At 33.0% G+C, this 26,331-nt stretch carries 19 protein-coding genes; 3 read left to right on the forward strand and 16 right to left on the reverse strand.

The genetic code is table 11. The features are described 5' to 3' along the window. The 3 genes from OH806_RS07085 to purB form a co-directional block, all read right to left on the reverse strand. The coding region (locus tag OH806_RS07085) for a hypothetical protein (protein WP_264742984.1) at window positions 1-968 on the reverse strand (968 nt) is incomplete at its 3' end. A gap of 41 nt (window positions 969-1,009) precedes the next feature. Next, window positions 1,010-4,708, reverse strand: coding sequence for a phosphoribosylformylglycinamidine synthase (locus tag OH806_RS07090; RefSeq protein WP_264742985.1), 3,699 nt, complete (start codon window positions 4,706-4,708; stop codon window positions 1,010-1,012). A 140-nt stretch (window positions 4,709-4,848) separates the two neighbouring features. Then, the gene (purB, locus tag OH806_RS07095; protein ID WP_264742986.1) at window positions 4,849-6,276 is read right to left on the reverse strand and encodes an adenylosuccinate lyase; all 1,428 of its coding nucleotides are present in this window, start codon (window positions 6,274-6,276) and stop codon (window positions 4,849-4,851) included. Between the two features lie 239 nt (window positions 6,277-6,515). On the opposite strand from purB, the gene OH806_RS07100 reads away from it, so the two are divergent. Next, a complete protein-coding gene (locus OH806_RS07100; protein WP_264742987.1) occupies window positions 6,516-6,665 on the forward strand; it encodes a bacteriocin-like protein in 150 nt (49 codons plus the stop codon). A 44-nt stretch (window positions 6,666-6,709) separates the two neighbouring features. Here OH806_RS07100 and OH806_RS07105 read toward each other — a convergent pair whose 3' ends face one another. The 8 genes from OH806_RS07105 to OH806_RS07140 form a co-directional block, all read right to left on the reverse strand. Further along, complete coding sequence (locus OH806_RS07105) at window positions 6,710-7,123, reverse strand: hypothetical protein (protein WP_264742988.1); 414 nt, start codon at window positions 7,121-7,123, stop codon at window positions 6,710-6,712. A gap of 115 nt (window positions 7,124-7,238) precedes the next feature. Continuing rightward, entirely contained in the window at window positions 7,239-9,569 is a 2,331-nt protein-coding gene (gene bglX, locus OH806_RS07110) for a beta-glucosidase BglX (protein ID WP_264742989.1), read from the reverse strand. Between the two features lie 67 nt (window positions 9,570-9,636). Beyond that, window positions 9,637-10,341 carry a carboxylesterase family protein gene (locus OH806_RS07115; protein WP_264742990.1) on the reverse strand — a complete coding sequence of 235 codons (705 nt, stop codon included), beginning with the start codon at window positions 10,339-10,341 and terminating at the stop codon, window positions 9,637-9,639. 48 nt (window positions 10,342-10,389) lie between these two features. Beyond that, window positions 10,390-11,784: a glucoamylase family protein gene (locus OH806_RS07120; RefSeq protein WP_264742991.1), complete on the reverse strand. Its 1,395-nt coding sequence runs from the start codon at window positions 11,782-11,784 to the stop codon at window positions 10,390-10,392. Between the two features lie 11 nt (window positions 11,785-11,795). After that, complete coding sequence (locus tag OH806_RS07125) at window positions 11,796-13,184, reverse strand: glucoamylase family protein (RefSeq protein ID WP_264742992.1); 1,389 nt, start codon at window positions 13,182-13,184, stop codon at window positions 11,796-11,798. A gap of 42 nt (window positions 13,185-13,226) precedes the next feature. After that, complete coding sequence (locus OH806_RS07130; protein WP_264742993.1) at window positions 13,227-14,204, reverse strand: LamG domain-containing protein; 978 nt, start codon at window positions 14,202-14,204, stop codon at window positions 13,227-13,229. A gap of 16 nt (window positions 14,205-14,220) precedes the next feature. After that, the gene (locus tag OH806_RS07135) at window positions 14,221-15,684 is read right to left on the reverse strand and encodes a RagB/SusD family nutrient uptake outer membrane protein (RefSeq protein ID WP_264742994.1); all 1,464 of its coding nucleotides are present in this window, start codon (window positions 15,682-15,684) and stop codon (window positions 14,221-14,223) included. A gap of 18 nt (window positions 15,685-15,702) precedes the next feature. Then, on the reverse strand, window positions 15,703-18,495 hold the full coding sequence (locus OH806_RS07140) for a SusC/RagA family TonB-linked outer membrane protein (RefSeq protein ID WP_264742995.1): 2,793 nt from the start codon (window positions 18,493-18,495) through the stop codon (window positions 15,703-15,705). A 373-nt stretch (window positions 18,496-18,868) separates the two neighbouring features. Here OH806_RS07140 and OH806_RS07145 point away from each other — a divergent pair, with 373 nt between their 5' ends. Together OH806_RS07145 and OH806_RS07150 are read left to right on the forward strand one after the other, a co-directional pair. Next, complete coding sequence (locus OH806_RS07145; RefSeq protein WP_264742996.1) at window positions 18,869-19,543, forward strand: DUF4197 family protein; 675 nt, start codon at window positions 18,869-18,871, stop codon at window positions 19,541-19,543. Between the two features lie 42 nt (window positions 19,544-19,585). Continuing rightward, window positions 19,586-19,891 (forward strand): DUF493 domain-containing protein, encoded by a 306-nt coding sequence (locus OH806_RS07150; RefSeq protein ID WP_264742997.1) that lies wholly within the window; start codon window positions 19,586-19,588, stop codon window positions 19,889-19,891. 54 nt (window positions 19,892-19,945) lie between these two features. Here the strand turns inward: OH806_RS07150 and OH806_RS07155 are convergent, their stop codons facing one another. The 5 genes from OH806_RS07155 to OH806_RS07175 form a co-directional block, all read right to left on the reverse strand. After that, window positions 19,946-20,296 carry an ArsC/Spx/MgsR family protein gene (locus tag OH806_RS07155; RefSeq protein WP_264742998.1) on the reverse strand — a complete coding sequence of 117 codons (351 nt, stop codon included), beginning with the start codon at window positions 20,294-20,296 and terminating at the stop codon, window positions 19,946-19,948. Window positions 20,297-20,384: 88 nt separating this feature from the next. Beyond that, on the reverse strand, window positions 20,385-20,999 hold the full coding sequence (locus OH806_RS07160) for a deoxynucleoside kinase (protein ID WP_264742999.1): 615 nt from the start codon (window positions 20,997-20,999) through the stop codon (window positions 20,385-20,387). 38 nt (window positions 21,000-21,037) lie between these two features. Continuing rightward, window positions 21,038-21,961 (reverse strand): hypothetical protein, encoded by a 924-nt coding sequence (locus tag OH806_RS07165; RefSeq protein WP_264743000.1) that lies wholly within the window; start codon window positions 21,959-21,961, stop codon window positions 21,038-21,040. Window positions 21,962-22,039: 78 nt separating this feature from the next. Continuing rightward, a complete protein-coding gene (locus OH806_RS07170) occupies window positions 22,040-23,065 on the reverse strand; it encodes a glutaminyl-peptide cyclotransferase (RefSeq protein WP_264743001.1) in 1,026 nt (341 codons plus the stop codon). A gap of 181 nt (window positions 23,066-23,246) precedes the next feature. Next, on the reverse strand, window positions 23,247-25,679 hold the full coding sequence (locus OH806_RS07175) for an alpha-ketoacid dehydrogenase subunit alpha/beta (RefSeq protein ID WP_264743002.1): 2,433 nt from the start codon (window positions 25,677-25,679) through the stop codon (window positions 23,247-23,249). Between the last annotated feature and the right edge of the window lie 652 nt (window positions 25,680-26,331).

Below are 26,331 nucleotides of genomic sequence, written 5' to 3' on the forward strand. Positions count from 1 at the left end.
CATCTTTTGATTTTATTTTCCTCAAATTCCTTATATAATTTGCTTAGTACAATTAATATTGATGTTGGCGTTAAATCATCTTTATAAGTTGAGTAATCAATAGAAGTTGCAAATGATGATAAAAAATTCGTTTTAGGAACATAATTTTTAATTCTTTCAACAGTATTGTTTGACCATTCTAAAAAACTATCAAATGTATTTTTTGGACCTAGTTGGTTAATCCTTGACGAATTAACAGATAATGCAACTTTTTGGTCTTCATTACTAACTCTTACATTATTAAGAATAAAAGTTTGTAATCCAAAACTTGCAATGTTTTCTTGTAAATTTGGAGATTCCAAACTTTTTTGCCTAATTGCTCTATCAGAGATATTCATGTTATCCATACTTAATTTTTCGAAAGATGTATTTTCTCCAGAAAAGATTGATGTAATAACGTCATAGTCTAATGATTCAAATTTTGATAGGAAATCTGATACTTTTGATATGTTTCGCTTGGCTACAACTAGATGTTCTTCAAAATCGATTATACATATATAAGCCAATTTTATTTCTTCCCAATTTGGAACTAATTCTTCAATGAATGATGGCTTTTTTACATATTTAAAAATTAAAACAGAGTAGAAGATTTCAGTTTCATCTTCAAGTATGTATTGCTTTTTTACAATTTCTAATAAAGCTCGTCCATGTTTATCTCCAGATGCTTCTGTAAAAGTCTCTTTAATTAATCTTTTTGATAGAAATCCTGGAGTGTCTTTAAGAAAAAAATATGCATTTTCATGCAAAATTATATTATTTAATAATTGTGATTCAGTCATTTGTTTTGCGGTATAGTTTTTTAAAATGTCGTATAACGTTTGGATAAACGCAATGCGTTTATCCAAACTATATCCTACCAAATTAAACAAATTTTTAATAACAAACAATATTAATTCATTTTTCCGTGAAACAGCATTAAAAAAAGCCACAATTTCTTGTGGCTTTTCAATATATGTGAGATATTAATTACCTATTTAAAATACTCAACACCATTTTTAAAGATATTATGATAATTTGCAGTTGGTATATTTTTCATTAAACCTTCTGCAAAACGTTCAGGATGCCCCATTCTACCAAAAATCTTTCCACATGAGCTGGTAATTCCTTCAATACCAAATAAAGAATTGTTCGGGTTAAACGGCATTCCGTGTGCTATATTTCCTTCAAAATCGATGTATTGTGTAGCAACCTGTCCGTTTTCATACAACTTCTTAATTTCTTCTTCAGAAGCCATAAAACGACCTTCACCATGAGAAATAGGAATGGTAAACACCTGGTCTTTCATTCCCTTCAACCAAGGTGATTCATCATTTACCACTTTCACATTCACCATTTGGGAAATGTGTCTTCTGATGGCATTGTGAGCTAAGGTTGGAGAATTTTCATCCAAATCCTTAATTTTACCGTAAGGCAGTAAACCTGATTTTACCAACGCCTGGAATCCGTTACAAATTCCGATAATCATACCGTCTCTTTCCAACAGTTCATGAACGGCACTTTTCATCTTTTCATTCTTCAGAACATTTACGATAAACTTCGCAGAACCATCTGGTTCATCACCCGCAGAAAATCCTCCTGAGAATGCTAAAATTTGAGACTGTTTAATTTCTTTTACCCAAGCATCGATACTTTCTTCAAGCAACTGATGATTGATATTTTTAAGCGGTAAACTATTAACAATTGCTCCTTCTTTTGCAAAAGCATTTAGTGTTTCATACTCACAATTCGTTCCTGGGAACAGAGGGGAAAATACTCTTGGATGAGCAATTTCATGTTTTTTAATAATGATATTTCTAAGATGAATTGAGTTGAATTTTTCATCAATCTCTACCGTAACTTTTCCTTTTTCAACAGTAGGAAAAAGGTTTTCAAACACTCCAGCATTAGCTTCAAGTAATTTTTTGATAGAAAATTCTAAATTATTAATTTTTAAATTATTAGAATTATTTACCTCTCCTATCAATTGAATATCACCATTTATTAAATCTCCTGAACATTCAATGATTAAACTTCCTATATTCTTGGTTAATAAAACCTCTTCATTTTCAAGTTTTATTTCAGCTCCCAATTGATTTCCGAAACTCATTTTCGCTAATCCAACCGCAAGACCTCCATCTTTAATTGTTTTAACTGAAACAATTTTTCCAGCTTTAATATTTTCAAAAATAAATTCAAAAATAGATTTCAAACTTTCATAATTTGGAAGTCCGTTTTCCTGTGGAATGTGATTGAAGAAATACAATTTATTTCCTGCCTGTTTAAATTCCGGAGAGATGATATTTTTCTTTTCTCCGTTGGCACAAGCAAAAGAAATCAACGTTGGCGGAACATTCAAATCCTGGTATGTTCCACTCATCGAATCTTTACCTCCGATAGCTGCTAAACCAAAATTAATCTGAGCATCATAAGCTCCCAAAAGAGAAGCTAAAGGCTTACCCCATTTTTCAGGATTCTGACCTAGTTTCTCGAAATACTCCTGAAAACTAAATCTTATATTTTTGTAATCGCCACCCATCGCAACGATTTTCGCAACACTTTCAACCACAGCATAAGATGCTCCTAATAAAGAATTTTGCTTAGAAATTTCCGCATCAAATCCCCAACTTGCCAAAGAAACCGTTTCAATATTTTTAGCTCCCAAAACAGGTAACGTTTGAACACTTCCTTCCATCAAAGTTTGCTGATGTTTCCCTCCTAAAGGCATTGCTACTGTCGTTGCTCCAACCGAAGAATCAAACATTTCCAACAATCCTTTTTGAGAAGCCACGTTTTTATCGCTTAATGCAGACAAAAAGGTTTCTTCGTTAAAGGCTTTATTTTCCTGTTTTAATTCTTCAAGGTGAGTTACTTTCACCTCCTGACTTTTCGAACAGCCATTGGTATCTAAAAACGCTCTTGAAAGGTCAACAATCTTATCTCCCTTCCAGAACATCTGCATTCTTCCGGAATCTGTCACTTTTGCAACTTCAACAGCCACAATATTTTCATCTTCACAGAACTTGATAAACTTGTCTTTATCTTTTGGGTCAACAACAACCGCCATTCTTTCCTGAGATTCAGAAATAGCGAGTTCTGTTCCGTTTAACCCTTCATATTTTAAAGGTAAGACATCCAAATTAACTTCCAAAGAATCAGCAATTTCACCAATGGCCACAGAAACCCCTCCTGCTCCAAAATCATTTGATTTTTTAATCAGTTTTGTTACTTCAGGTTTTCTGAATAATCTCTGAATCTTTCTTTCCTCAACAGCATTTCCTTTCTGAACTTCCGAACTCATCGTATGAATAGAAGTTTCATCCTGTTCTTTTGAACTTCCACTTGCTCCGCCTACTCCATCACGACCTGTTGCTCCTCCTAAAATAATAATAGAATCCCCATTTTCAGGCTTTTCGCGTCTTACCCAGTCTACAGGAACAGCTCCCGCAACGAAACCAACCTCCATTCTTTTCGCTTTATAGCCTTCGTCATAGATTTCTGAAACCATGGTTGTTGCCAAACCGATCTGGTTACCGTAAGAAGAATATCCGTTTGCAGCTTGTTTGGTAATTGTTTTTTGAGGTAATTTTCCAGGTAATGTTTTATCTACCGATTCCAAAACATCTGCCGCACCCGATAGTCTCATCGCCTGAAATACAAAAGAACGACCAGATAAAGGATCTCTAATTGCACCTCCTAAACATGTTGAAGCACCTCCAAAAGGTTCAATTTCAGTCGGGTGATTGTGTGTTTCATTTTTGAACAACAAATACCAAGGTTCTTTTTTACCATCATATTCAGCTTCAATCTGAATGGTACAAGCATTAATCTCATCGGAAACAACAAGATTTTCCAAATTGCCTGTTTTATGGAAATATCTTCCGCAAACTGTAGCCAAATCCATCAAAGAGATAGGTTTCAATTCTCGACCTAAGAATTTTCTTTTTTCAATATAATCATTAAAAATAGTCTCTAAAGTTTGCTTAAATTTCCCTTCAAACTGAATATCTGATAATTGTGTTTCAAATGTTGTGTGACGACAATGGTCACTCCAATAGGTATCTAAAACTTTCAATTCAGTTTCTGTAGGATTTCTGTTTTCAGTTTTGAAATAATCCTGAATAAACTTTAAATCATCTAATCCTAATGCAAACCCTTGATTATTGTAAAAATCTTCAAGCTGAGCATCATCAAAATTGATAAAGTTTTCGTGAATAAGAACTTTTGACGGCGTTTCTTCAGCTGGAATATCTAAAACAGATAAATCTTTTTCTTGAGACTCTACTTTATTGATTAAAAGCTCTTTGATTTTAGCTAAATCAGATTCAGAAGCTCCTTCAAACTCAATAAGCTTTCCACTTCTTACTTTAGAATTCTCATTTTCAGACAATAAAGCGATACACTGTTGAGCAGAATCGGCTCGTTGGTCATATTGTCCTGGTAAAAACTCCATTGCGAAGTAAACGCCATTTGCCGGGTTTTCTTCATGTAAAATATCAGTAACAGGATCTACAAAAGTACTGTTTACCACTTTTTTAAATTCCTCTTCATTCAACCCAAAAATATCGTAAACATTATACACTTTTACGTTTTGGATTGACGGAATTACCGCTTTTACTTCATCAAAAATTTTGGGACTTTCTACATCGAAAATTCCTCTTTTTTCTACGAAAATTCTTTTGTTTTGAGACATTAGATGTCAGATATTTATTAAATTTAATTGAATTTTAAATTGTCATTTCAGAAACAAAAAATCTGAATAAAATCCTTCATTTTACTACACTGAGATGACATACACAAAAAAAATGCAGCCGAAAAAGACTGCATATTGTATTATACTTTAAGGTCAGCCTCCAGTCCTATCAAATCTTTGTTTTGGTCAATAATCGGTTGAACTTCATTAGCTATGAATTCCTCCGTCTGAATTGGTGCAAAACCGATGAAATTTTTAGGATCAAGAACTTCTTTTAATTTCGATTTATCTAATTTTAATGAACTGTCATTCAGGATTCTTTCGATAAGATCGTTTTCTTTACCTTCTACTTTTACCTGCTTAGATGCTTCCATCGAATGAACTCTAATCACTTCATGGATTTCCTGACGGTCGCCACCCGCTTTTACTTCTTCCATGATGATGTATTCTGTTGCCATGAAAGGAAGTTCATCCATAATATGTTTATTGATTCTATTTGGATACACTACGATTCCGTTCATGATGTTATTCCAAATCAATAAAATAGCATCAACCGCTAAAAACGCTTGAGGAATCGTTAATCTTTTATTTGCTGAATCATCCAATGTTCTTTCAAACCATTGCGTTGAAGCTACCATTGCAGAACTCGTCGTAAGAGACATTACATATTTTGCTAATGCTCCAATTCTTTCACTTCTCATCGGATTACGTTTGTAAGCCATTGCAGATGAACCTATTTGGTTTTTCTCGAATGGTTCTTCAATCTCTTTAAGATTTTGAAGTAAACGCAAATCGTTGGTAAATTTATGTGCAGATTGAGCTATATTTCCTAATAAAGCCACCACTTTAGCATCTATTTTTCTGTCATAAGTCTGTCCTGAAACTCCGAAAACTTTTTCGAAACCGAATCTTTTTGAAAGTTCTTTATCTAAATGTTTTACTTTAGCATAGTCTCCATTGAAAAGTTCAAGGAAACTTGCTGCTGTTCCTGTAGTTCCTTTTACTCCTCTAAACCTTAATGTTTCTAAGAAGAAATCTAATTCTTCGATGTCAAGAACTAAACTTTGTAACCAAAGTGTAGCTCTCTTCCCAACTGTTGTTAACTGAGCAGGTTGGAAATGTGTGAACCCTAAAGTCGGTAAATCTTTATATTGAATTGCAAAATCTGCTAAATTTTTGATAACGTTAACCAGCTTTTTCTTTAAGATTAAAAGTCCGTCACGAATCTGAATTAAGTCTGTATTATCACCTACAAATGCTGAAGTTGCTCCTAAATGGATAATACCTTTTGCAGATGGAGCCACATCTCCGTATGTATGAACGTGAGCCATTACATCATGACGGAATTTTTTTTCATATTCAGCTGCCTTATCATAATCGATGTTTTCAGCATTAGCTTTCAATTCAGCGATTTGCTCGTCTGTAATTTCAAGTCCAAGATCTTTTTCGATTTCAGCAAGAGCTATCCAAAGCTTTCTCCAAGTACGGAATTTGTTATTATGCGAAAAGTTAAACAACATTTCTTCACTGGAGTAGCGCTCTTCCAATGGATTTTTGTAGGAATTCATTCTTTCTTTTTACTTTTTAGATGTACAAAAATAAGATTTTTAAACGAGAGATAAAAACGACATTTTATTTTTTCAACATTTATAAATATTAAACTTTTCACATAATTCAAACCACTATTTCAAATATTTAACACAAAAATTTATTTATTTTTTAGTTGATATTTATTTTTTTTATAATTTAGTCAACAGCGAACCTCGAAAAGCTTATAGAGTAGAGAACGAATTAAACAAAATTTATTATGAAAAATTTAAAAAAATTATCAAAGTCTGATTTAAAAATGATTTCAGGAGGATGGGTTCCTCCACCAGGACAAAGTTGCCCTGAAGGAACTTGTCAATATAAGGAAAACGGACCTTGTAGACCTTATGACGAAACCCGTTGTATTTAATAAAAGAAGCCTGATTAAATCAGGCTTTCTTATTCTTTACTATATTATTGATAAATTACAACATCATCTTTTTTAATTTTATATATAGTTTTTTTCTTCTTATTTATAAAAGATGTCAATACATAGCTTTCTTTAATATGACTTCCGCTTTTCCAGGTTTTTCCTTTTCCTTGCCTTTCTAAAATAATACTTTTGGCATTACCATCCGGAATGAAAACTTCAGCTTTATTCTTGTCTTTACTGAAAATAATTGCAGTCATCGTTTCATAACCTTTATCCGAACTTACCTCTTTTAATTTTATTTTTTGCTCAAAAACTCTCACACAATCATTTTTAATTTGTGAATAAGTATACCCAGCCGAACTTATGCAGCCGTGAACATCTCTGTCTCCACCAACTTTTTGAGCGGAAACTAATGAGTAAAGAAACATTGTACTTAGTAAAATTGTTTTTTTCATATTTTATAATATTAATGATTTGAGTTGGTTAAAATTATACTAAAAAAATCAAATTATTAGTTAATTTGATTTTAAAATACAAAAAAACCACTCATTTTGAGTGGCTCTATAAAATTTATTTTGTCCAATTGATTTTTGAATGTTTAACCTCTTCAGAGTTTGTACCAATCATAATATCAAATTCTCCGGCTTCCCAATCATACTTCAAATCTCCGTTGTAGAACTTCAAACTTTCAGGTGTGATATCAAAAGTAATCTTCTTAGACTCTCCTTTTTTCAGCATCACCTTCTGAAATCCTTTCAGCTCTTTTACAGGTCTTGTAATGCTTCCCACCATATCTCTGATGTATAATTGAACAACTTCAGCACCGTCATAGTTTCCGGCGTTGGTTACCGTAACTGAAGCCTGAATTGTCTGATTTCCTTTAGGATTTGCATTAGATATTGTAATATCAGAATAATTAAATTTCGTATAACTCAATCCGTACCCAAAAGGATAAAGTGGTGTATTACACTCATCCATATAGTTTGAACGGAATCTTTGATATTCACATTTACCAACCAACTTCTGATCTAATGGACGCCCTGTATTTTTAGCATTATAATAAATCGGAACCTGTCCTAAACTTCTTGGGAAAGTCATTGGAAGCTTTCCGGAAGGATTTACTTTTCCGAAAAGAACATCCGAAATGGCATTTCCTGCTTCTGAACCTGCAAACCAAACATTTAAAATAGCATCCGGAACATCTTTAATATTTGTTAGAGCTAATGGACGGCCAGTGAAAAGAACAACTGCAATCGGTTTTCCTGTCTTTTTCATTTCGTTTAATAAATCTACCTGAGACTGAGGAATTGTGATTTCAGTTCTTGAAGAAGATTCTCCACTCATTTCCGCAGATTCTCCAATTGCCAGAACAATAACATCAGATTTATTAGCAACGTCAACCGCTTCTTTTAATAACTCTTCTTTTGAACGGTTGTCTCTATCGGTTTTCTTACCATGCGCTGCATAAATATCCTCCAATTTTGCATCGTAGTCAATATTTGCACCTTTAGCAGAAACAAACTTCACTTCTTTTCCAAAATTTGCCTGAAGCCCTTGCATTAAATTAACAGCCTTATCATGCTGAGCTGCAACACTCCATGTTCCTGCCATATTCAATGAGTTATTAACCAAAGGACCTATTACTGCAACTGTTCCTGATTTTTTCAAAGGAAGAACCTGTTTTTCGTTTTTCAATAAAACCATTGACTGAGCAGCGGCACTTCTTGCAATATTTCTATTTTCCAGACTGTAAACTTCTTTCGCAGCCAGTTTTGCATCGCCATGTTTGTAAGGATTATCAAACAAGCCTAAATCATATTTTGCTTCAAGAATTCTTCTTGTTGCCATATCTATTTCCGCCTGAGTAACTTTACCTTCAGATAAAGACTTTTTAAGCGTAGTTAAAAAACCTTCACCCACCATATCCATATCAATTCCGGCTTTTAAAGCTAATGCAGAAACCTGCTGAAGATCACCCATTCCGTGATCTACCATTTCGTTGATACCTGTATAATCTGTAACTACAAACCCTTTAAAATTCCATTTATTTCTTAAAACTTCTGTCTGCAGCCATCTGTTTCCTGTTGCAGGAACTCCATCCACTTCATTAAAAGATGCCATCACTGAAGCTACACCCGCATCAACAGCAGCTTTATAGGGTGGAAAATATTCATTAAACATTCTCACATGACTCATATCAACAGTATTGTAATCTCTCCCTCCTTCACCTGCACCATACAAAGCAAAATGTTTTACACAGGCCAAAATATTTGTCCCATTCGCCAAATCTTTTCCCTGATATCCGTAAACCATATTTTTAGCAATTTCACTTCCTAAATAAGGATCTTCACCAGAACCTTCGGAAACCCTTCCCCATCTTGGTTCACGAGAAATATCTACCATTGGAGAGAAGGTCCAGTTGATACCATCAGAAGAAGCTTCCTTAGCTGCAATTCTTGCTGACTGCTGAACCAAATTCATATCCCAAGAAGCCGCCAAACCTAACGGAATAGGAAAAGTAGTTTCGTAACCATGAATAACATCCATTCCGAAAATCAAAGGAATTTTCAAACGGCTTTTTTCAACAGCCACCTTTTGTACTGCTCTAATTTTATCAGCACCTTTTATATTGAAAAGTCCTCCAACTAAACCCTGTTCGATTTTCTTCCCTATATCTGAGCTTTGTGCCAAACCTGTAGTAAAATCTCCAGAGCTTGGCAAATTCAGCTGTCCGATTTTTTCATCTAAAGTCATTTTTGACAAAAGATTATCCACAAAGGCTTTCTTTTTAGCTAGATACTGTGCCGTCTGATAAGACTGAACAGGTTTCGTTACCATTTCCTGTGCCGAAAACATAGGCGCCAACGCCAGAGTTGCTATTAAAATTAATTTTTTACTCATTACTTCTTCATTTTTAAGGTATTCGTGAATTTTCGATTTTTTTGAATCTATATTCTTAAATTATTTTTTAGTTTTTCTTTTGAGATAACATCCATTCGTAAAATTTAGGATCTGAATAAGTGGAATCCCAAGAATTATGATTATCATCAGGGAAAATAGTTAAACTAACATTAGGATTAACTTTTTTTATCGCCTGATACATGTTGATTGAGTTTATAGGTGAAACTATATCATCATTTCCACCATGAAAAATTTTGACAGGCAAATTTTTAAATTGTCCTATATTTGCTTCCATCACTCTATCTGAAGGAGCACAAACTGGAGCAACCGCCGCAAATAATTCTGGGTGTTCCATTGCTAATTTCCAAGTTCCCCAACCTCCCATTGACAAACCTGTAAGATAAATTCGGGAAGTATCTATATTATATTTTTCTTGAATTTCTTTTATCAAATTAAAAATGGTAACCGTATCCCACCAAGTATTAGCAGGACATTGTGGGGCTAAAATCGCAACAGGTTCTTTTATCAAATTTTTATATGTGAACGGACTGTGCGCCTTTACCATTTCAAGATCGTTTCCTCTTTCACCAGAACCATGAAGAAAAACGATAAGCGGTACATTCCCTTTACTATTTTTAGGATAATCAAGAATGTACGATACTTTTTCCTGTCTTTTAAATTCTTTATTTAATTCTGCTTTTATTTCCTGAGCATTTAAACTTACGGAAAATAGCAAAAGTAAAAACGGAAAATATTTTAGTGTAATTTTCATTTGATAATTTAGTTTGTAATTTGATTTAGACTTAAGCTTTAATTACAATCATTTAATTCCATATTTTGGTGACTGAAAACTTAATTTCTTTAATCCTTTCTGAATTTCAGGAGCATTCATGAATAATTTCCATAAAAATCCTGTTCTGTAATTTTCAATCATTGGAGCAATTGTACCTTGATCTATCGCTAAATATCTTGGTGTAAACCAATTATCATAATTAATGGAAGTAGCATCGTAAGGCCCGGCTGAACCAATAAATTGGGGTTTCTGGGTATAAATAAACCTTAAAAAATCCATTGATTCTTTTGGTGTATACGGAAAACTACTCAACGCGGCTGTAGGAGTGATTACACCTCTATCATTTTGAGGAAAATGAGCATCATAACCTGTACTTCCGTCCTGATTTCTGGAATAACTGGCTGTTAATCCCCAATAATTTACTCCGTAACCTTTCCATTCTTTAGGATTTTCAACGCAATATTTATAATCAATTAAAACATGATTTTTATTTAAATCAAAATAATTTTTAATCAATTTATCGGATAGATTTGTAGGGTCTAAACCTATATATGAATATTGAGCCCAGAATAAAGACCCTCCATATTCCTCAGCTCCATTGTGTCTTACATACATGGGAAGCCCGTATTTCTCTTTAGCTGAAAGATAAGTACCGTTTCTTGTCCAGCCTTTATAATAAGTTTCTGCATCTATTGGGTAAGTTGGTGACGAAGCAGCCAAAATATAGGTAATCAGACATTCATTATAGCCTTCAAGAGGAAAATTCATTTCCCATTGATATTCCGGAGACCAATGCCAATAAAGTACCTTCTCTCCTCCTTTAGTGTACCAATTCCATTGAATTCCTTTCCAAAGTTCATCACATTTTTTTGCAAGTGCCTTTTCTTCTTCATTTCCATTTTTGAAATATTCACGAACCATCAAAATTCCTGAAGTCAAAAATGCAGTTTCAACCAAATCTCCTCCATTATCTTTTTTCCCGAAAGGAACAGTTTTACCTGTCTCTCCGTCTATCCAATGTGACCAAGCTCCTTTATGACGATCTGCTTTTGCAAGAAAGTCCATCATTGTAGTCAATCGTTTTACTGCTTCTTTTCTAGGAACAAAACCTCTTTCAACTCCGACTAAGATTGTAGCCAACCCAAAACCAGAACCTCCTGTTGTAATGACATGCTTATCATTTTGCGGATAAATATTATCTTCATGGTAACGCTCTCTTCCCAACATTGAATTTGGTTCTGCATAATCCCAAAAATATTTCAAGGCCTCTTTCTGAACTTTATCCATTAATTGCTCATCAGTAATATTACTTTTTACTACTTCTTTTTGAGTCTGAGAATTTTCATGCTTTGCGTTTTTTAAATTTTCGCAAGATACCGCCAGTAACGACGTCATCAGAATTGATAATATTGTCCTTTTCATTATATCATTTTTTAAAATCCGTATTGCGTGGAATGAAACCCTAACTTAATCAAACCTTGTTTTACATCTGGAGCGTTCATAAACAAATTCCACAAAAACTGTGTTTTATAATTTTCAATCATAGGAGCTATCGTACCTTGATCTATAGCTAAATATCTTGGAGTAACCCAATTATAATGAATTGAATAAGCATCATAAGGACCTGCAACTCCTATATATTTATTATAATTTTCGTTATATAAAAATTTCAGCATATTCATACTTTCTGTAGACGTATAAGGCATATTGGAAAGAGCTGCTGTAGGAGAAATCACACCTAAATCATTATTTGGCTGATGAGCCGAATATCCCGTAGAACCATCAGTATTTCTGGAATAACTAGCAGTAAGACCCCAACTTTTTGAATTATACCCCTGCCATCCCTTCGGGTTTGTTATACAATACTGATACATGATTTTAGCATGATTTGTCGTTACATTACCATAATTTACATATTCGTCTGATAAACCTCGAGGATCTAATCCTAAAAAAGAATAATGTGACCAAAACATAGGACCAACATTTCCATTTACTCCGTTATGATTAACTACAACCGGAATTCCGTATTGAGTTGATGTACTTTTAATATTTCCGTTTCTCGCCCAACCCTGCTGATAAACAGATTTTTCAATTGAATAATTGGGTGAAGCAGCAGCTAATACATACGTAATAAGTGTTTCATCATAACCTCTAAGTTGCATATTCATTTGAAAATCATAATTTAGTGACCAATGCCAATACAATACGTTTTCACCTTTTGTATACCAATTCCACTCTATTCCTTTCCAAAGACTGTCTGCTTTTTGGGAAAGAGCTAATTCCGAAGCATCAGAAGAATTTTTAAAAAACTCCCTTACACAAATTAATCCTTGAGCTAAAAATGCTGTTTCCACCAAATCACCTCCATTATCCGTGGGACTGAATGGTACGACCTGACCATTAGTTCCATTTATCCAATGTGACCATGCACCATGAAACCGATCAGCATTTTGCAAAAAATTAAGCGAGGTTGTTAACCTTGAAATAGCTTCTGATTTAGAAATATATCCATTTTTAACACCTATTAAAATTGTCATTAATCCAAAACCAGAACCTCCTGTTGTTACAATATTCGCATCTTGTCCCGGGTTATCTGTGTGATATCTTTCTCTAGCTAATTTTGAATTTGATTCAGCATAATCCCAAAAATATTTAAGAGCATCTTTCTGAACCATTTCTATTAGTTGGGAGTCGGTGTAGTTATTAGGAGTTTCTATATTATTTCCTCCTCCTAATGGTGTTCCACCTGAAGTAGGATCTTCCGAAGAGCAAGAGCTAAACATCAATCCTACAAATACTAATGTTGTTATTACTTTATTCATAAATGTGTTTGTAAAAAAAGGCCTAAAAAGGCCTTTTAGTAATTATCTATTATCTTTTTCAAGTTTATATAATGCAATAACATCTGAACTTGATAATGAAGTGTTATAAATTCTGAACTCATCAAGTTGACCTGCAAAACTTGTAGCCCAATCTTCCTGTCCTCCATTATTTTGAGAAGGAACTGTTTCAAATTGATGTGAACCAAAAACAACCTTCCCATTAGTTCCTGCCATTTGAAATATTCCATAACCTTGAGCTGCACCACTAGAGTTATTTATATCTCCCGGATCACTAGCGTACCATGGTGCTGATCCCTGAAGTCCGTTTGCTGGGGCATAAGCAAACCCTGTCAGATTCGCTGCTGGTTCCCCATTTAAATAACAACTCACTCTACTTGTTGATGAATTGTATGATAGAGTAACATGAATCCAATTATTTTTTTGGCCATCAATGTTCATAATCACTCCTTGCCCATTCCATTGAACACCAGTTCTGCTATTTTCAACACCTAACTTCAATCTAATCCTGTCAGGTTTTGAGGAGTCTGGATTTTCAATAAAAACATTTATACCACCCCAAAATTCAGTAGGTCTTACAATTGTAAAAATCCCTTGTGCTCCTTTACCTTGACCAGGTGTAGCAGGGTCAACCGTATTAGCACTTTTCATCCAAAAACATATCGTAAAATCATTCAAGCTTGTAATGGCATTGGCGGCATTGGCAACAGCATATCTCATTTCACTGCTTGAACCATCATAAGCATTTCCTTTAACACCCGCTACATATTTTACATTTGTTGGAGTAGCACTTGTAATATTATTTTTAGAATCATTTAAATTATTATCAAAGCTTAATTTTGCTACTAAGTTGCTTGCAGCAATTTCATCAGAACTTGTATATCCACCAATTTCTGTATAAGGAATAGGAGAATTATCTTTATCTATACTATCTTCACAGCTTGTTGTAAAAATTCCAACTAAAAAAGCTGCACTAATATATTGTATTAAATTATTTTTCATATTGATTATTTTTCAATTAATAGCCATGATTTTGTGTTGCTAAACCTTTTGCTTCAAGAATAAATTTATTCGGGACTGGAAAAACTTCATGAATTCCTACTTTAAATACTTTTCCATTTGCAGCCATAGCAGCTTGCGCTTGTCCTGTTCTTACCAAATCAAACCATCTGTCATGTTCCATAGCTAACTCTAATCTTCTCTCTTTATAAATCGCATTTCTCATTTCAATCTGTGTATTAGCAGTTGTATTAGCTAATCCAGCACGATTTCTAACCTGATTTAAATAAGTAGCTGCATTTGAGGTTTGCCCAAGCTCATTTAATGCTTCAGCTTTCATCAAAAGAACCTCTGAGTATCTTAGATAGCGAATATTTGCATCTGAATCATCATCTCCTGTATATGCCGACGAATAAGCTTTATAATTATAGTAATTATTTTCTACCGTTGAAGGAACAACCCTACCATCATAAAGTGTTGATGACTTAAAAATAATTGTAGCATCTCTTCTTTCTGTGTCTCCTTCTACATTAAAAGCATCAACTAAACTTTGAGAGGGTGTATTAAACCCCCAACCCCAACCTCCTGCGCCTCTAGCACCTTGAACCTGAGAATATTGTTGAATTCCTGGCTGACCAGGACCTCCTTTTCCTTGAATTTCAAAAATAGATTCTGAATTATTTTCTCCTGAAATTTTATAAATATCCTGAAAATTCGGAGTTAAAGAATACCCAACAACCTGATCGCATTTATCCACAACTTGTTGCCATTTTTTTTCATATAAAAATACCTTCGCTAATAATGCATTAGCTGCACCTTTAGAAGCTCTACCTATATTATTCCCAGAATAAGCACTTTTATCTGGTAAAGCATCTATTGCTTCTTGCAAATCCTTTTCAATAAATGCATAAATATCGGCTTTTGACCTTCTGGTAAATACCATTGCTCTATCATCTTCAGTATTTTCAAAAACTTTATCTACTAACGGCAAATCACCATAACTTCTTACTAAAATAAAATAAGAAAAAGCCCTTAAAAATTTTGCCTCGCCTAATAACCTATTTTTAAGAGATGCATCAGCTTTATCCAATAAAGGAATATACTTTAGTGCCTGGTTGGCTCTATTAATTGCTTGATAATGCCCTTCCCAAACATCTTGGAAAGACGGTGTTGTAGAAGAGAAGGTAAGAGCATCTAGCACATCTTTATCCGATCCTGAATCTCCAGGAGAAGAGCCTTTATCTGCGTCGTCACTAGTAATACTACTCACACCAATCCATGCAAACGAACTAATGTTCCAGTCAAGATATTTACTGTAAATTGCTGTTACAAAACTTTCAGCTCCCTCATTGTTATTATATTCATTTAACAAATCCTCTATAGCAATTTGTTCTGTTGGTTTTGTATCAAGATAATCATTACTGCAGCTCTGATTAACTAAAGTAAGTGATAATATAGATAATAATATGATAGTCTTTTTCATAATGGAATAACTTAATAATTAAAATTTAACATTTACCCCAAAAACAAACGAACGTAAAGATGGATAAGCATCCAATTCAATACCTGTCAGTTCATAAGGGTTACCATTTGCATTAAGTTCAGGAGTAAATCCGGAGAATTTTTGGAAAATAAATGGGTTGATGGCACTTACATAAAATCTTAATGAAGATACATATTCTACAGGTTTTTGTAAATTAAACCCTAAGGTAATATTATTGATTCTAAAGAAGTCTCCTGATTCTAAATAATAAGTAGATGCAATAGGAACAGCATTGAACGGTGCTGGGTTAGAAGCTCCTGTATTATTTGATGTCCAAAAATCTGTAGCTACATCATACTCTATATTTTCCCCAGAAAAACGTTGTGCTTTTTTACCATTATACACTTTATGCCCAAATGCACCAAAACCATTGATTGCTAGATCAATATTTTTGTATCTTAAATCTATATTTATTCCCAACGTAGATTTTGGTATATAAGAACCAAAGAATTTTCTATCTTCTGCATCTTGAGAACCCGTTCTTCCATTTCCGTTAGTATCTACATAAATCATATTTCCGTTAACATCATAACCATTAGCTTCCCAAAGATAAAAACTACCTAAAGGCTGACCAACAGCTTGTTCTCCGAAATATTTTGTCCATTGCCCATTCCCTAAACTTCCTCCTTGCTTAATATTTACGTTTGCAAAAATTTTATCTAAATTATTTTTATTATAAGAGTAATTTCCATTTATAGAATAGCTGAAATTTTCTCCCAATCTATCTTGCCAGCCTAAATTAAATTCAAAACCTTTGTTTGAGACTTGTCCAAGATGAGAATAACCAGCAATTCCTATTCCGGCTGGAGATGGTGGCATAGAAGCTAAAATAATATTTTTGGTAATTTTCTTGTAAATATCAAATGATCCTGTAAGCCTTTTACTTAGCAAAGCAAAATCTACACCTCCACTGGTTTCCTCTGTTATTTCCCAGCCTAAATTAGGATCTAACAATTGATTGTTTGTTGTTCCATTTGCATTAATTGCTCCCCCAAAAGAATAATTATAATCAACACCAGAAGCAAGCGTAGGTACATTAAGAGGAACATTTTGATTTCCTAATCTTCCCCAACCTCCTCTTAGTTTTAAAAGGTTAATTATACTATTGCCTCTCAAGAAACTCTCCTCTGATACAACCCAACCGGCTCCGAAAGATGGAAAATTACCCCATTTATTGCCTTCTGAAAATTGTGAAGATCCATCTCTTCTTATTGTAGCAGTTATCAAATACCTATTTAATAGCTTATACTGCATTCTACCAAAGTAAGAAACTGTTTTATTTTCATTAAAATCAATGCTATTCAGTTTCTTCAAACTTCCGTCTAATACATAGTCTACCTCATTTAAGTTCCAATAATTACTGTTACTAGAAAGATTTTGCCTCACCATATAAATCCTATTGATTCCTGATCTATAACTTGTTTCTGTACCCGCCGTTGCTTCAACGTTATGAATATCAGCAAAAGTTTTAGTATAAGTTAAATAGTTTGTTAGTTGCCAGTTATAATAATCATCCTTTTGATTCGTCAATTGATTATTAAAGGTTGCAGGTGATTGACCTATTAACCTAAATCCATTATCAAAATTATAACTCTTAAAATTATAATATTCTCCACTAAATTGAGAAGTAAGCCTCAAACCACTAAAAAGTTCCGCATCTAATTTAAGACCACCTTGCATCTGCATAGATTTTTGTCTTTCATTAAATAGCTCTAATTGAGCTAATGGATTCCCAACATTATTAAACTGTGTAACACCATTAGGAGAAGCAAATCCGTCTGTTCCAACAATAGAAACACCATATTGCCCGTCTGCAAAGTGTACAGGAACTATTGGAGATTGTTTATACGCTGATGTAAATACACTTAACGGTTTGGGGGTTATATTAGAAAATGCAACACTCAAATTTTGAGCTAAGGTTATTTTTTTAGAAATTTTGAATTCATTATTTGTTCTTATAGTTGCCCTGTTATAATCAGTGCCTCTTAAAATTGCTTTCTCATCATAATTATTTAAACTTAAAAAATATTTTGCTTTTTCAGAGGCTCCAGAAACACTAATATTATGTTGATTATAGACTCCCGTTCTAGTAACCGTATCAAACCAATCTGTATTTACTGGTTGATCTTGAGAAAAACGTGTTGTTCCTAATGCTAAATTATTATAATAACTAAACAGATTACTTCCTGCCATTTTCACTTTTTTCAGTGGAGTTCTCACTCCAACAAAACCGTCATACTCCACATTTATACCTTTTCCTCTTCCACTTTTTGTTGTGATAATAACAACTCCGTTTGCTCCTCTATTACCATAAATTGCCAAAGCTGAAGCGTCTTTTAAAATATCATAACTAAGAATATCGTTAGTATTAATATTATTTATGTTATCAGCAAATAATCCATCTACAACATATAATGGAGTTCTTCCTCCTTCTACAGTACCTAACCCCCTAATTAATATTGTGGGTGTAGAACCTGGTAAATCAGATGCCGTAACTTGCACTCCAGCAACTTTTCCTTGAATCGCTTGTGAAGCATTTAAAACCTTTGTTTTTGCAACTTCTTCTGATTTTAAAGAAGTCACAGCAGTAGTATTATCTACAGCTTTTCTCGCTCCATACCCAATCATCACCACTTCCTCTATTTTCTGTTCTTTAGTAACAGTATCTTTTGGAGTAGTCTGTGCACTGACATTCATACCGAAGTACAAAGCAGCAATGAGGCATGAATACTTTAAATTACTTTGTTTCATATAGTTTAATTTTATTCGTACAATCAATTTAAAAAAAGGTATCAAACCTTTTTTAATGCTTTTATTCTAGAAACAATCTAATTTCTCAAAAAAAGACATTACTCAAAAATATAAAAATATATCTAACATTTTAATATTTCTTAAAAATTCTAAAAAAATAAATTTAAACAAACATTAAAATAATCATAACAACAATTTAACTAAAAATAACTAAAACATTACATATATTATAGAAAAATGAACAATTAAATTTTATACTAATTTCCAAAATAATTCACAAATTGACCTATCAACTTTTAATATTTTGTTAAACAGATTATAGTCTTTAACTTTGGTTCATTATTTGAAAAGTAAAACGAATAAGAATTTTTAAATGAAAAAATACATTATCGCAGCAGCATTAATTATAGGAACAGGAGGAGTTATCACTACAACTATTAACTCTTGTACTACACTTGCAACAACAGACCTTGGCTTATCTGTAATTAAAAGACTACTTCTAAATGGAATAGATAAAGGAATGGGTGTTTACAGCAACAAAGAAGCCTTTTTACAGAACAATATGGTTGACAAAGCTTTACCAAAACAGTTAAGAGACATCAACTCCATGTTAGAAAAAGTTGCTCCATCACTGGTTGCTAAAGAAAGAGACTATATTGCACAAGCTGCAGCTTATACAGTAAATACATCCAGACCTATTTTGGAAGGAGCCGTAAACAGTTTGAATTCACAGGATGTTACAAGAATCATTCAAGGGACAACTGCAACTCAAATTTTGAAAGAAAAAACCTCTCAACAACTGGTCGCGGCAATTGCTCCAAAGGTTGATGAAAAATTAAACGAATACGGAATTGTTAAAACAATTAATACAGCTTTATCAGGAAGTAATTTATTAGGAAGTCTGCTTGGAGGAAGTAATAGTAATTCTGTAAACGCTGGAGGACTAAGCAAATTAGCTTCAGAACAATTAGTAAACGGATTATTTAATATCATTGAAGATTATGAGCATCAAAACTCTAAGTCACTTCTTGGATCACTAGGAAAATAGAAAAAATTTCACTATATTTATATATACAATTTAGATTCAAAAATGAATATATTACAAGGAAATCAGCACGCAAGCCCTGAAGATTTTTACATTTCTTTAAGGGAAAAACTGGAAGATCATCATGATTTTCCGGAAGATTATTTATTTAAATTTATTATTCCCACAGATCAATCAAAGCTTACTGAGATATATAAAGTTTTCGACGGGATAAAATTCACATTGGGAAACCGTGAAAGCAAAAACGGAAAATATACAGCATGCAATATCAATGCGTTTGTATTAGATGCCGACCAAGTCGTTAATATCTATCAAGAAGTAGCAAAAATAGAAGGAGTAATGTTACTATAAAACTCAAAAAGTCAGCTTTTAAGCTGACTTTTTTATATTTTTCGAGTTATTTTTCTATTTTTCAATAAAAAACTTCACATTTTCAAGCGGCCTTCCCAACATTGCTACTGAACCTTTAATTAAAATAGGTCTTTGAATTAAAGAAGGATTTTCAGATAAAATTTTTAGCCATTCTTCTTCGGAATAATCATTATCAGCAAATTTTTCCGAATACAGTTTCTCAGTTTTACGAATAATATGAAAAACACTTTGATTTAGCTTTTTCAAAACCGTTTTCAATTCTAAAACACTGAGAGGATCTTCAATAATATTTATAACCTCAAATGCCACTCCGTTCTCATCCAAATACTCCAAAACAGCATTTGATTTTGAACAGTTTCCGTTATGTAAAACTTTAACCAACATTTTCAATTATATTTAAAAATTAAACTGACTTATTACAAATTTAACGATAAATCAAGTTAGAAAACTCCCAATTTTTGATAAAAAACTGTTAAAACAACCCATTAAGTTCAGCCTCAATTTTCTCTAAGATAAAGCCAAAATCTTCAGGTTTTTCAACAAAATCCAAATCATCAACCTCGATTATCAGAAGCTTTCCTTCAGTGTAATTAGAAATCCATTTTTCATATTTTTGATTGAGTTTAGAAAGATACTCAATGCTTATAGAGGCCTCATAATCTCTTCCTCTTTTGTAAATTTTCTTCACCAAATTAGGCACATCAGATTTTAGATAGATCAACAAATCTGGTGCAGAAACAAAGGTTTTCATCAAATTAAAGACAGAAGAATAATTATTAAAGTCTCTGTCTGAAAGAAGTTTCATATCATTAAGGTTTTCAGCAAAAATATGAGCGTCTTCATATATTGTACGATCCTGAATAATATTTTTCCCGCTTTCCCTAATCTCTTTTACCTGACGGAATCTACTTCCTAAAAAGTAAACCTGCAAAGCAAAACTCCACTTATTCATATCAGCATAAAAATCCTCCAAATAAGGATTGTGATCTACATCTTCAAACTGAGCATCCCATCCATAATGTTTAGAAAGCATAGTCGTTAACGTAGTTTTTCCTGCTCCAATATTTCCTGTAACCGCAATGTGCATATTTTTTCCCCTTAAATGTTTTCTGTTAATTATAAAGATTAAACACCCAACTTCTGAACCTCATTAATTTCTTCAAAAAGCTTTAGCATATCAAAACTTTCAGAGTTTTTAGTGTCATTTTTTTCAGACTTCTCCTCTGTATTTTCTATGTTTTTATGTTGATTTTCAGTCTCGGTTGATTGCTTATTTTCTTTTTTCTTTTCAAGGTTGTAAAGATAAAGGTTGTTGGCTTTGATTTCAAAATATGAAAGAGTGTTTTTATCCACAATTTGTGCATTTGAATCTTCAAAAATATTCACCATTCCTTTTTCCTGAACATATTTCAAAATTGAATTATCAGTAATGACCAAAACAACATCATTTTCTCTTCTGAATCTTTTCCCATTCTGAATTTCAGCTTCAAAAATCTTTTCAAACTTCAAAGTATAAACCTGAATATTTTTTTTTGTTAAGATATAAACTTTATTTTCGTGTACCAGAAGATCTGTCAAATCATCAAAACTTGTAAAAAACGGATAAGAATTTATCGTAGTTTCGTTTCGAAAATTATACTGAATCAGACGTTTGCTACTTTCATCCAGCAACCATAACTGTTGCAAATCTTCTGCATATGCCATCTTAATAAACCCGAATTTTTGCTTAAAATCAACTTTTTGAATCTCATTAAGATTCTGATCTACAAACTTTAATTCCTGAGCATTTTCTGAAAACAAAGGCACACTCAGCGGATTCTGAACACTTTGAATTTTAAAAGGAACTGTTACCATCAACTTCCCTATCTGCTTTCCTAAAGAATCATATTTCGTAAAACTAAAATCTTTATTTTTATAGATATACAAATTACCGTAATCATCGGCAAGCATATCCTTGGCTTCCTTTAGCTTTAGAGAGTCCAAAGGAAACTTTCTCTGCGCAGATAATGTGCAGAAAACGGAAATAAATATCAAATATAATATTCTCAAGATATTTTAGTAAGATAGCGCTCCATAAAGGAACGCTACCAATTTACATATTTATTTTAATAGAAGTTGTACCTTTTTTTATTTAATCGCAACTTCATAAATTTTTGACCAGTTCTTACCTGTCACCAACATATTATCTCCTTTGAAAGCAATTCCGTTTAGAACATGTTCACTATCTCCTCCACTATTTTCGTCAGTAATTTTTGTAAAATCAAATTTACCTACTACTTCACCATTTGTAGGATTTATTTTTAAAATTATTGGTTTATGCCAAACATTTGCATAGATAAATCCTTTATGATATTCTAATTCATTTAACTGATCATACGCTTCTTTATTACCAGCAACAGCAATATATTTTACCATTTTAGAAGGATCTGCCGGATCCAAAAAATACAGCAATTTACTTCCGTCTGATACAATAAGATGTTTCCCATCATAAGTTAATCCCCAACCTTCACCTAAAACATTCGGATAAGCAAATTCAGACAAAAGTTTTAAAGATGCTTTATCATAAACATAACCTTTTTTACTCTGCCAGGTTAATTGATATACTTTATCTCCTATAATTGTACTTCCTTCAGAAAAGTCATCTGGAGATTGTTTTGTAGAAGCCAAAGGAGTCGTTGTACCCAATGTATATTTTAGAATCTGTGAAGAACCTTGTTGCCCATCACTTTCGTAAATGGTATTCCCTTCGATCTGAAATCCTTGCACAAAGTTTTTAGGATCATGAGGGTATTCAGCTACAATTTGATAGGTAAGATTTTGTTCAGGATTTTTTGCAAAAACGTTGATTGTAGCATCCTGCGTTAAAGTCTCCCCTCCTTTTGTTTTAATATTGAAAGTAACTGCATTATCACCTAATGTATAAAATTTGGGATCAATATCAAGACTTGTCGTTTCTTTATCTCCAAAACTAATAGTTATACTTTCCGCATTATCCGAAACTTCTTTTGGAAGCTGCAATTTATCACCAAAATGATATCCTGTACTTTCCATAGAGTTATTATAATCGGCCAAAGTATCAAGAACTTTTTTATCATTGTTACATGAGGCTAATAATAAAATCGCAGCAAAACCTGCTATAATATTCTTTTTCATTGAAATTCTAAATATTTCCCCAAAAATAGCAAATTTTATTCCGCTTTGCTAATTTCATTGAAAGGTTCATACAATTATAATGTTTATTTATTGCTACAAAATTTCAAAAGGCTACATTCAAAATCAAAACAGCGGCTTTCAGAAATCTGAAAGCCGCTGTTTTATATTTTTTTTATCTCAATTAAAATATCGCAGGATATTTCTGAGGATTTGTTTCATTAAACATTGCGTAAATCTTCTCAACCATATCATCAGAAGAAGGTTTAGAGAAATAATCTCCGTCACTTGCATAGGCAGGTCTGTGGTCGTTCGCAGAAATCGTCAAAGGATCAGAATCTAAGAATCTGAATGCTTTTTGTTTTTCTAAAATCTGCTGAAGAATAAACGCTGAAGTTCCACCTTCCACATCTTCATCAATAACAACCAATCTGTTAGTTTTCTTCACACTTTCAGCTATCTCTTGAGATAAATCGAAAGGAATCAATGACTGAACATCAATAACTTCAGCAGAAATACCAAGTTTTTCTAATTGTTCAGCTGCTTCCATCACAATTCTCCAAGTAGAACCATAAGTAACCAAAGTAACATCACTACCTTCTTTTGTAACTTCAATTTTACCAACAGGAACTGTAAATTCTCCCAAATTATCAGGCTGTTTTTCTTTCAGACGGTAACCGTTCAAACATTCAACAATTACAGCAGGCTCATCACTTTGAAGCATCGTATTGTAGAATCCGGCAGCTTTCGTCAGGTTTCTTGGAACTAATACCAAAATTCCTTTTGAAAGGTTTAAAATTCCCGCCATTGGAGAACCCGAATGCCAAACACCTTCCAATCTATGTCCTCTGGTTCTAATGATTACAGGTGCTTTCTGACCTCCTTTTGTTCTGTATTGAACAGTTGCCAAATCGTCGCTCATTCCTTGCAAACAGTACAGAATATAATCTAAGTATTGGATTTCAGCAATCGGTCTCAAACCTCTCATCGCCATACCAATTCCCTGACCTAAAATCGTAGCTTCACGAATTCCTGTATCTGCAACACGAACATCTCCGTATTTCTCCTGCATACCTTCAAGACCTTGGTTTACGTCTCCAATATTTCCGGCATCTTCTCCAAATACTAAAGTTTCAGGATATTTTTCGAAAATTTTATCGAAATTATTTCTTACCACTACTCTTCCGTCAACATCTTCAGAAGCATCAGAATAGATAGGTTTGATTTCTTGTACGTTTTCAGCTTTCCACTGAGACTGAGAGTATAAATGAGAAGAATAATTGTCTTTTTCAACCTCAAAAATCTCATTATATTTCTGCATCAATTGGTTTCTTTCTGCAGAATTTGTTCCTCTTGTTACCAATAAAGACTTTCTTACTAAGTGGAAAATATCTTTTTTAGCTTTTGAAACTAACTTATTGAACTGATTGATATATGCTTCAATTTCAGAATTTTGAGCCTTCAGGTTTTCAACCAAAGGTAAAACTGAATTTATTAAATCCGTAATTGTTTTCTGATAACTTTCCCAAGCAGACTTTTGTCCGGCTTTCACTGTTTTTTTAGCTTCTTCATCAATAGCATCAAGCTCTTCAGCAGTTGCTATAACTTCTTCCTTACCATCAATTTCGATTGAATAATTCAAAATCCATTCTTTGAATTTCACTAATCCGTCAAATTGAGATTCCCAAGCCAAACGCTCTTCATTTTTATATCTTTCGTGCGAACCTGAAGTTGAGTGACCTTGAGGCTGGGTAACTTCAATCACATGAACCACAACCGGAATACTTTCTACTCTGGCAAATTGCTCTGCTTTAGCATATGCGTCAAGCAAAGACGGATAATCCCAAGCTTTTACCTGAATAATTTCACAGCCCTGATTCTGTCCTTCTTTTCTTTGGAAGCCGCTCAACATTTCAGCAATATCAGCTTTAGCTCTCTGATTTTTTGTAGGAACTGAAATTCCATAACCATCATCCCAAATTGAAACAACCATAGGAACCTGCAGAGCACAAGCCGCATTTAAAGTTTCCCAAAAATGCCCTTCCGCAGTAGAAGCATCTCCAATTGTTCCAAAAGCAATTTCATTACCATCTTTTGAAAATTTTTCAGAGCCTTCAAATTTTACTGATTTATAAACCTTGGAAGCCTGAGCTAAGCCTAATAACCTTGGCATTTGACCTGCTGTAGGCGAAATATCAGAAGAAATATTTTTTTGAGCAGTTAAGTCTTTCCAGCTTCCATCTTCATTTAAACTTCTTGTTGCAAAATGGCCATTCATTTGTCTTCCTGCTGATGCTGGTTCTCTTTCAACATTCGTATCGGCATACAATTGTGCAAAGAAACTTTCAACTGTCAACGCATTGATGGCTAATGAAAAAGTCTGGTCTCTATAATATCCTGAACGAAAGTCCCCATTTCGGAAAACCTTCGCCATCGCTAATTGAGGAAGCTCTTTACCATCCCCAAAAATTCCAAATTTAGCTTTTCCTGTAAGTACTTCTCTTCTTCCTAAATAAGACATTTCGCGAGAAATCCTTCCCAACTTATAGTCTTCAAGTATTTGATTTTTAAAATCTTGAAAAGAAATTTGTTGTGTTTCAATATAGGTTGTTTGCATAGCCTAATAAAAGTTTTTTGTTCTTGAAGTATTTTGCTAATATACACTTTTTAAATTAATTTTAATTTTTATTCATCTTTTTTAAAAATTTGATAATTAAAAAATTGTGTTTTACTCGAAAGAAAATCGTAATAATATCAAAAAAACAACACCTATTTTAATCTTATAGTGAGATTTCCCAACCTTTTCTTCGGCAATCATCATCTCTTTCAAATCCTATAAAACTAATCACAGAAGCTATTTATAAGAAACAACATAAGTAGGTAATTTATTTTTTAACTCAAATTAATTCTTTTCATCCACTATAACCTAAGCAAAACAAAATAAAACATAAGCATATAAGTAGCAATCTAAAAATTACAAATTAATCACAAATAAATACATTATTTTAAATTATAAAACAATTAATATCACAAAAAATAAAAATCTTTAATCAAAATTATCCATTTACAATTCTTATATTAAAAATGCATCTGACACATTATGAGTATAAAGCTATTATACTTTTATGATTAGACAAATCATCAAGAAAATATGTTCAGTAATCTATGACATGCCCATTCTTTGACTAATTCAAATAATTAAATTATTCACATTAAATAGAAATAATACATAAGAAATACTTACCAAATAACGCCTTACATCATTAATA

It is taken from the genome of Chryseobacterium oryctis (genome assembly GCF_025971925.1).
Lineage (GTDB): Bacteria > Bacteroidota > Bacteroidia > Flavobacteriales > Weeksellaceae > Chryseobacterium > Chryseobacterium oryctis.

Coding starts and splice junctions, on each gene's coding strand:
- OH806_RS07090 (WP_264742985.1), bottom strand. CDS start 4,708: ATGTCTCAAAACAAAAGAATTTTCGTAGAAAAAAGAGGAATTTTCGAT.
- purB (WP_264742986.1), bottom strand. CDS start 6,276: ATGAATTCCTACAAAAATCCATTGGAAGAGCGCTACTCCAGTGAAGAA.
- OH806_RS07100 (WP_264742987.1), top strand. CDS start 6,516: ATGAAAAATTTAAAAAAATTATCAAAGTCTGATTTAAAAATGATTTCA.
- OH806_RS07105 (WP_264742988.1), bottom strand. CDS start 7,123: ATGAAAAAAACAATTTTACTAAGTACAATGTTTCTTTACTCATTAGTT.
- bglX (WP_264742989.1), bottom strand. CDS start 9,569: ATGAGTAAAAAATTAATTTTAATAGCAACTCTGGCGTTGGCGCCTATG.
- OH806_RS07115 (WP_264742990.1), bottom strand. CDS start 10,341: ATGAAAATTACACTAAAATATTTTCCGTTTTTACTTTTGCTATTTTCC.
- OH806_RS07120 (WP_264742991.1), bottom strand. CDS start 11,784: ATGAAAAGGACAATATTATCAATTCTGATGACGTCGTTACTGGCGGTA.
- OH806_RS07125 (WP_264742992.1), bottom strand. CDS start 13,184: ATGAATAAAGTAATAACAACATTAGTATTTGTAGGATTGATGTTTAGC.
- OH806_RS07130 (WP_264742993.1), bottom strand. CDS start 14,204: ATGAAAAATAATTTAATACAATATATTAGTGCAGCTTTTTTAGTTGGA.
- OH806_RS07135 (WP_264742994.1), bottom strand. CDS start 15,684: ATGAAAAAGACTATCATATTATTATCTATATTATCACTTACTTTAGTT.
- OH806_RS07140 (WP_264742995.1), bottom strand. CDS start 18,495: ATGAAACAAAGTAATTTAAAGTATTCATGCCTCATTGCTGCTTTGTAC.
- OH806_RS07145 (WP_264742996.1), top strand. CDS start 18,869: ATGAAAAAATACATTATCGCAGCAGCATTAATTATAGGAACAGGAGGA.
- OH806_RS07150 (WP_264742997.1), top strand. CDS start 19,586: ATGAATATATTACAAGGAAATCAGCACGCAAGCCCTGAAGATTTTTAC.
- OH806_RS07155 (WP_264742998.1), bottom strand. CDS start 20,296: ATGTTGGTTAAAGTTTTACATAACGGAAACTGTTCAAAATCAAATGCT.
- OH806_RS07160 (WP_264742999.1), bottom strand. CDS start 20,999: ATGCACATTGCGGTTACAGGAAATATTGGAGCAGGAAAAACTACGTTA.
- OH806_RS07170 (WP_264743001.1), bottom strand. CDS start 23,065: ATGAAAAAGAATATTATAGCAGGTTTTGCTGCGATTTTATTATTAGCC.
- OH806_RS07175 (WP_264743002.1), bottom strand. CDS start 25,679: ATGCAAACAACCTATATTGAAACACAACAAATTTCTTTTCAAGATTTT.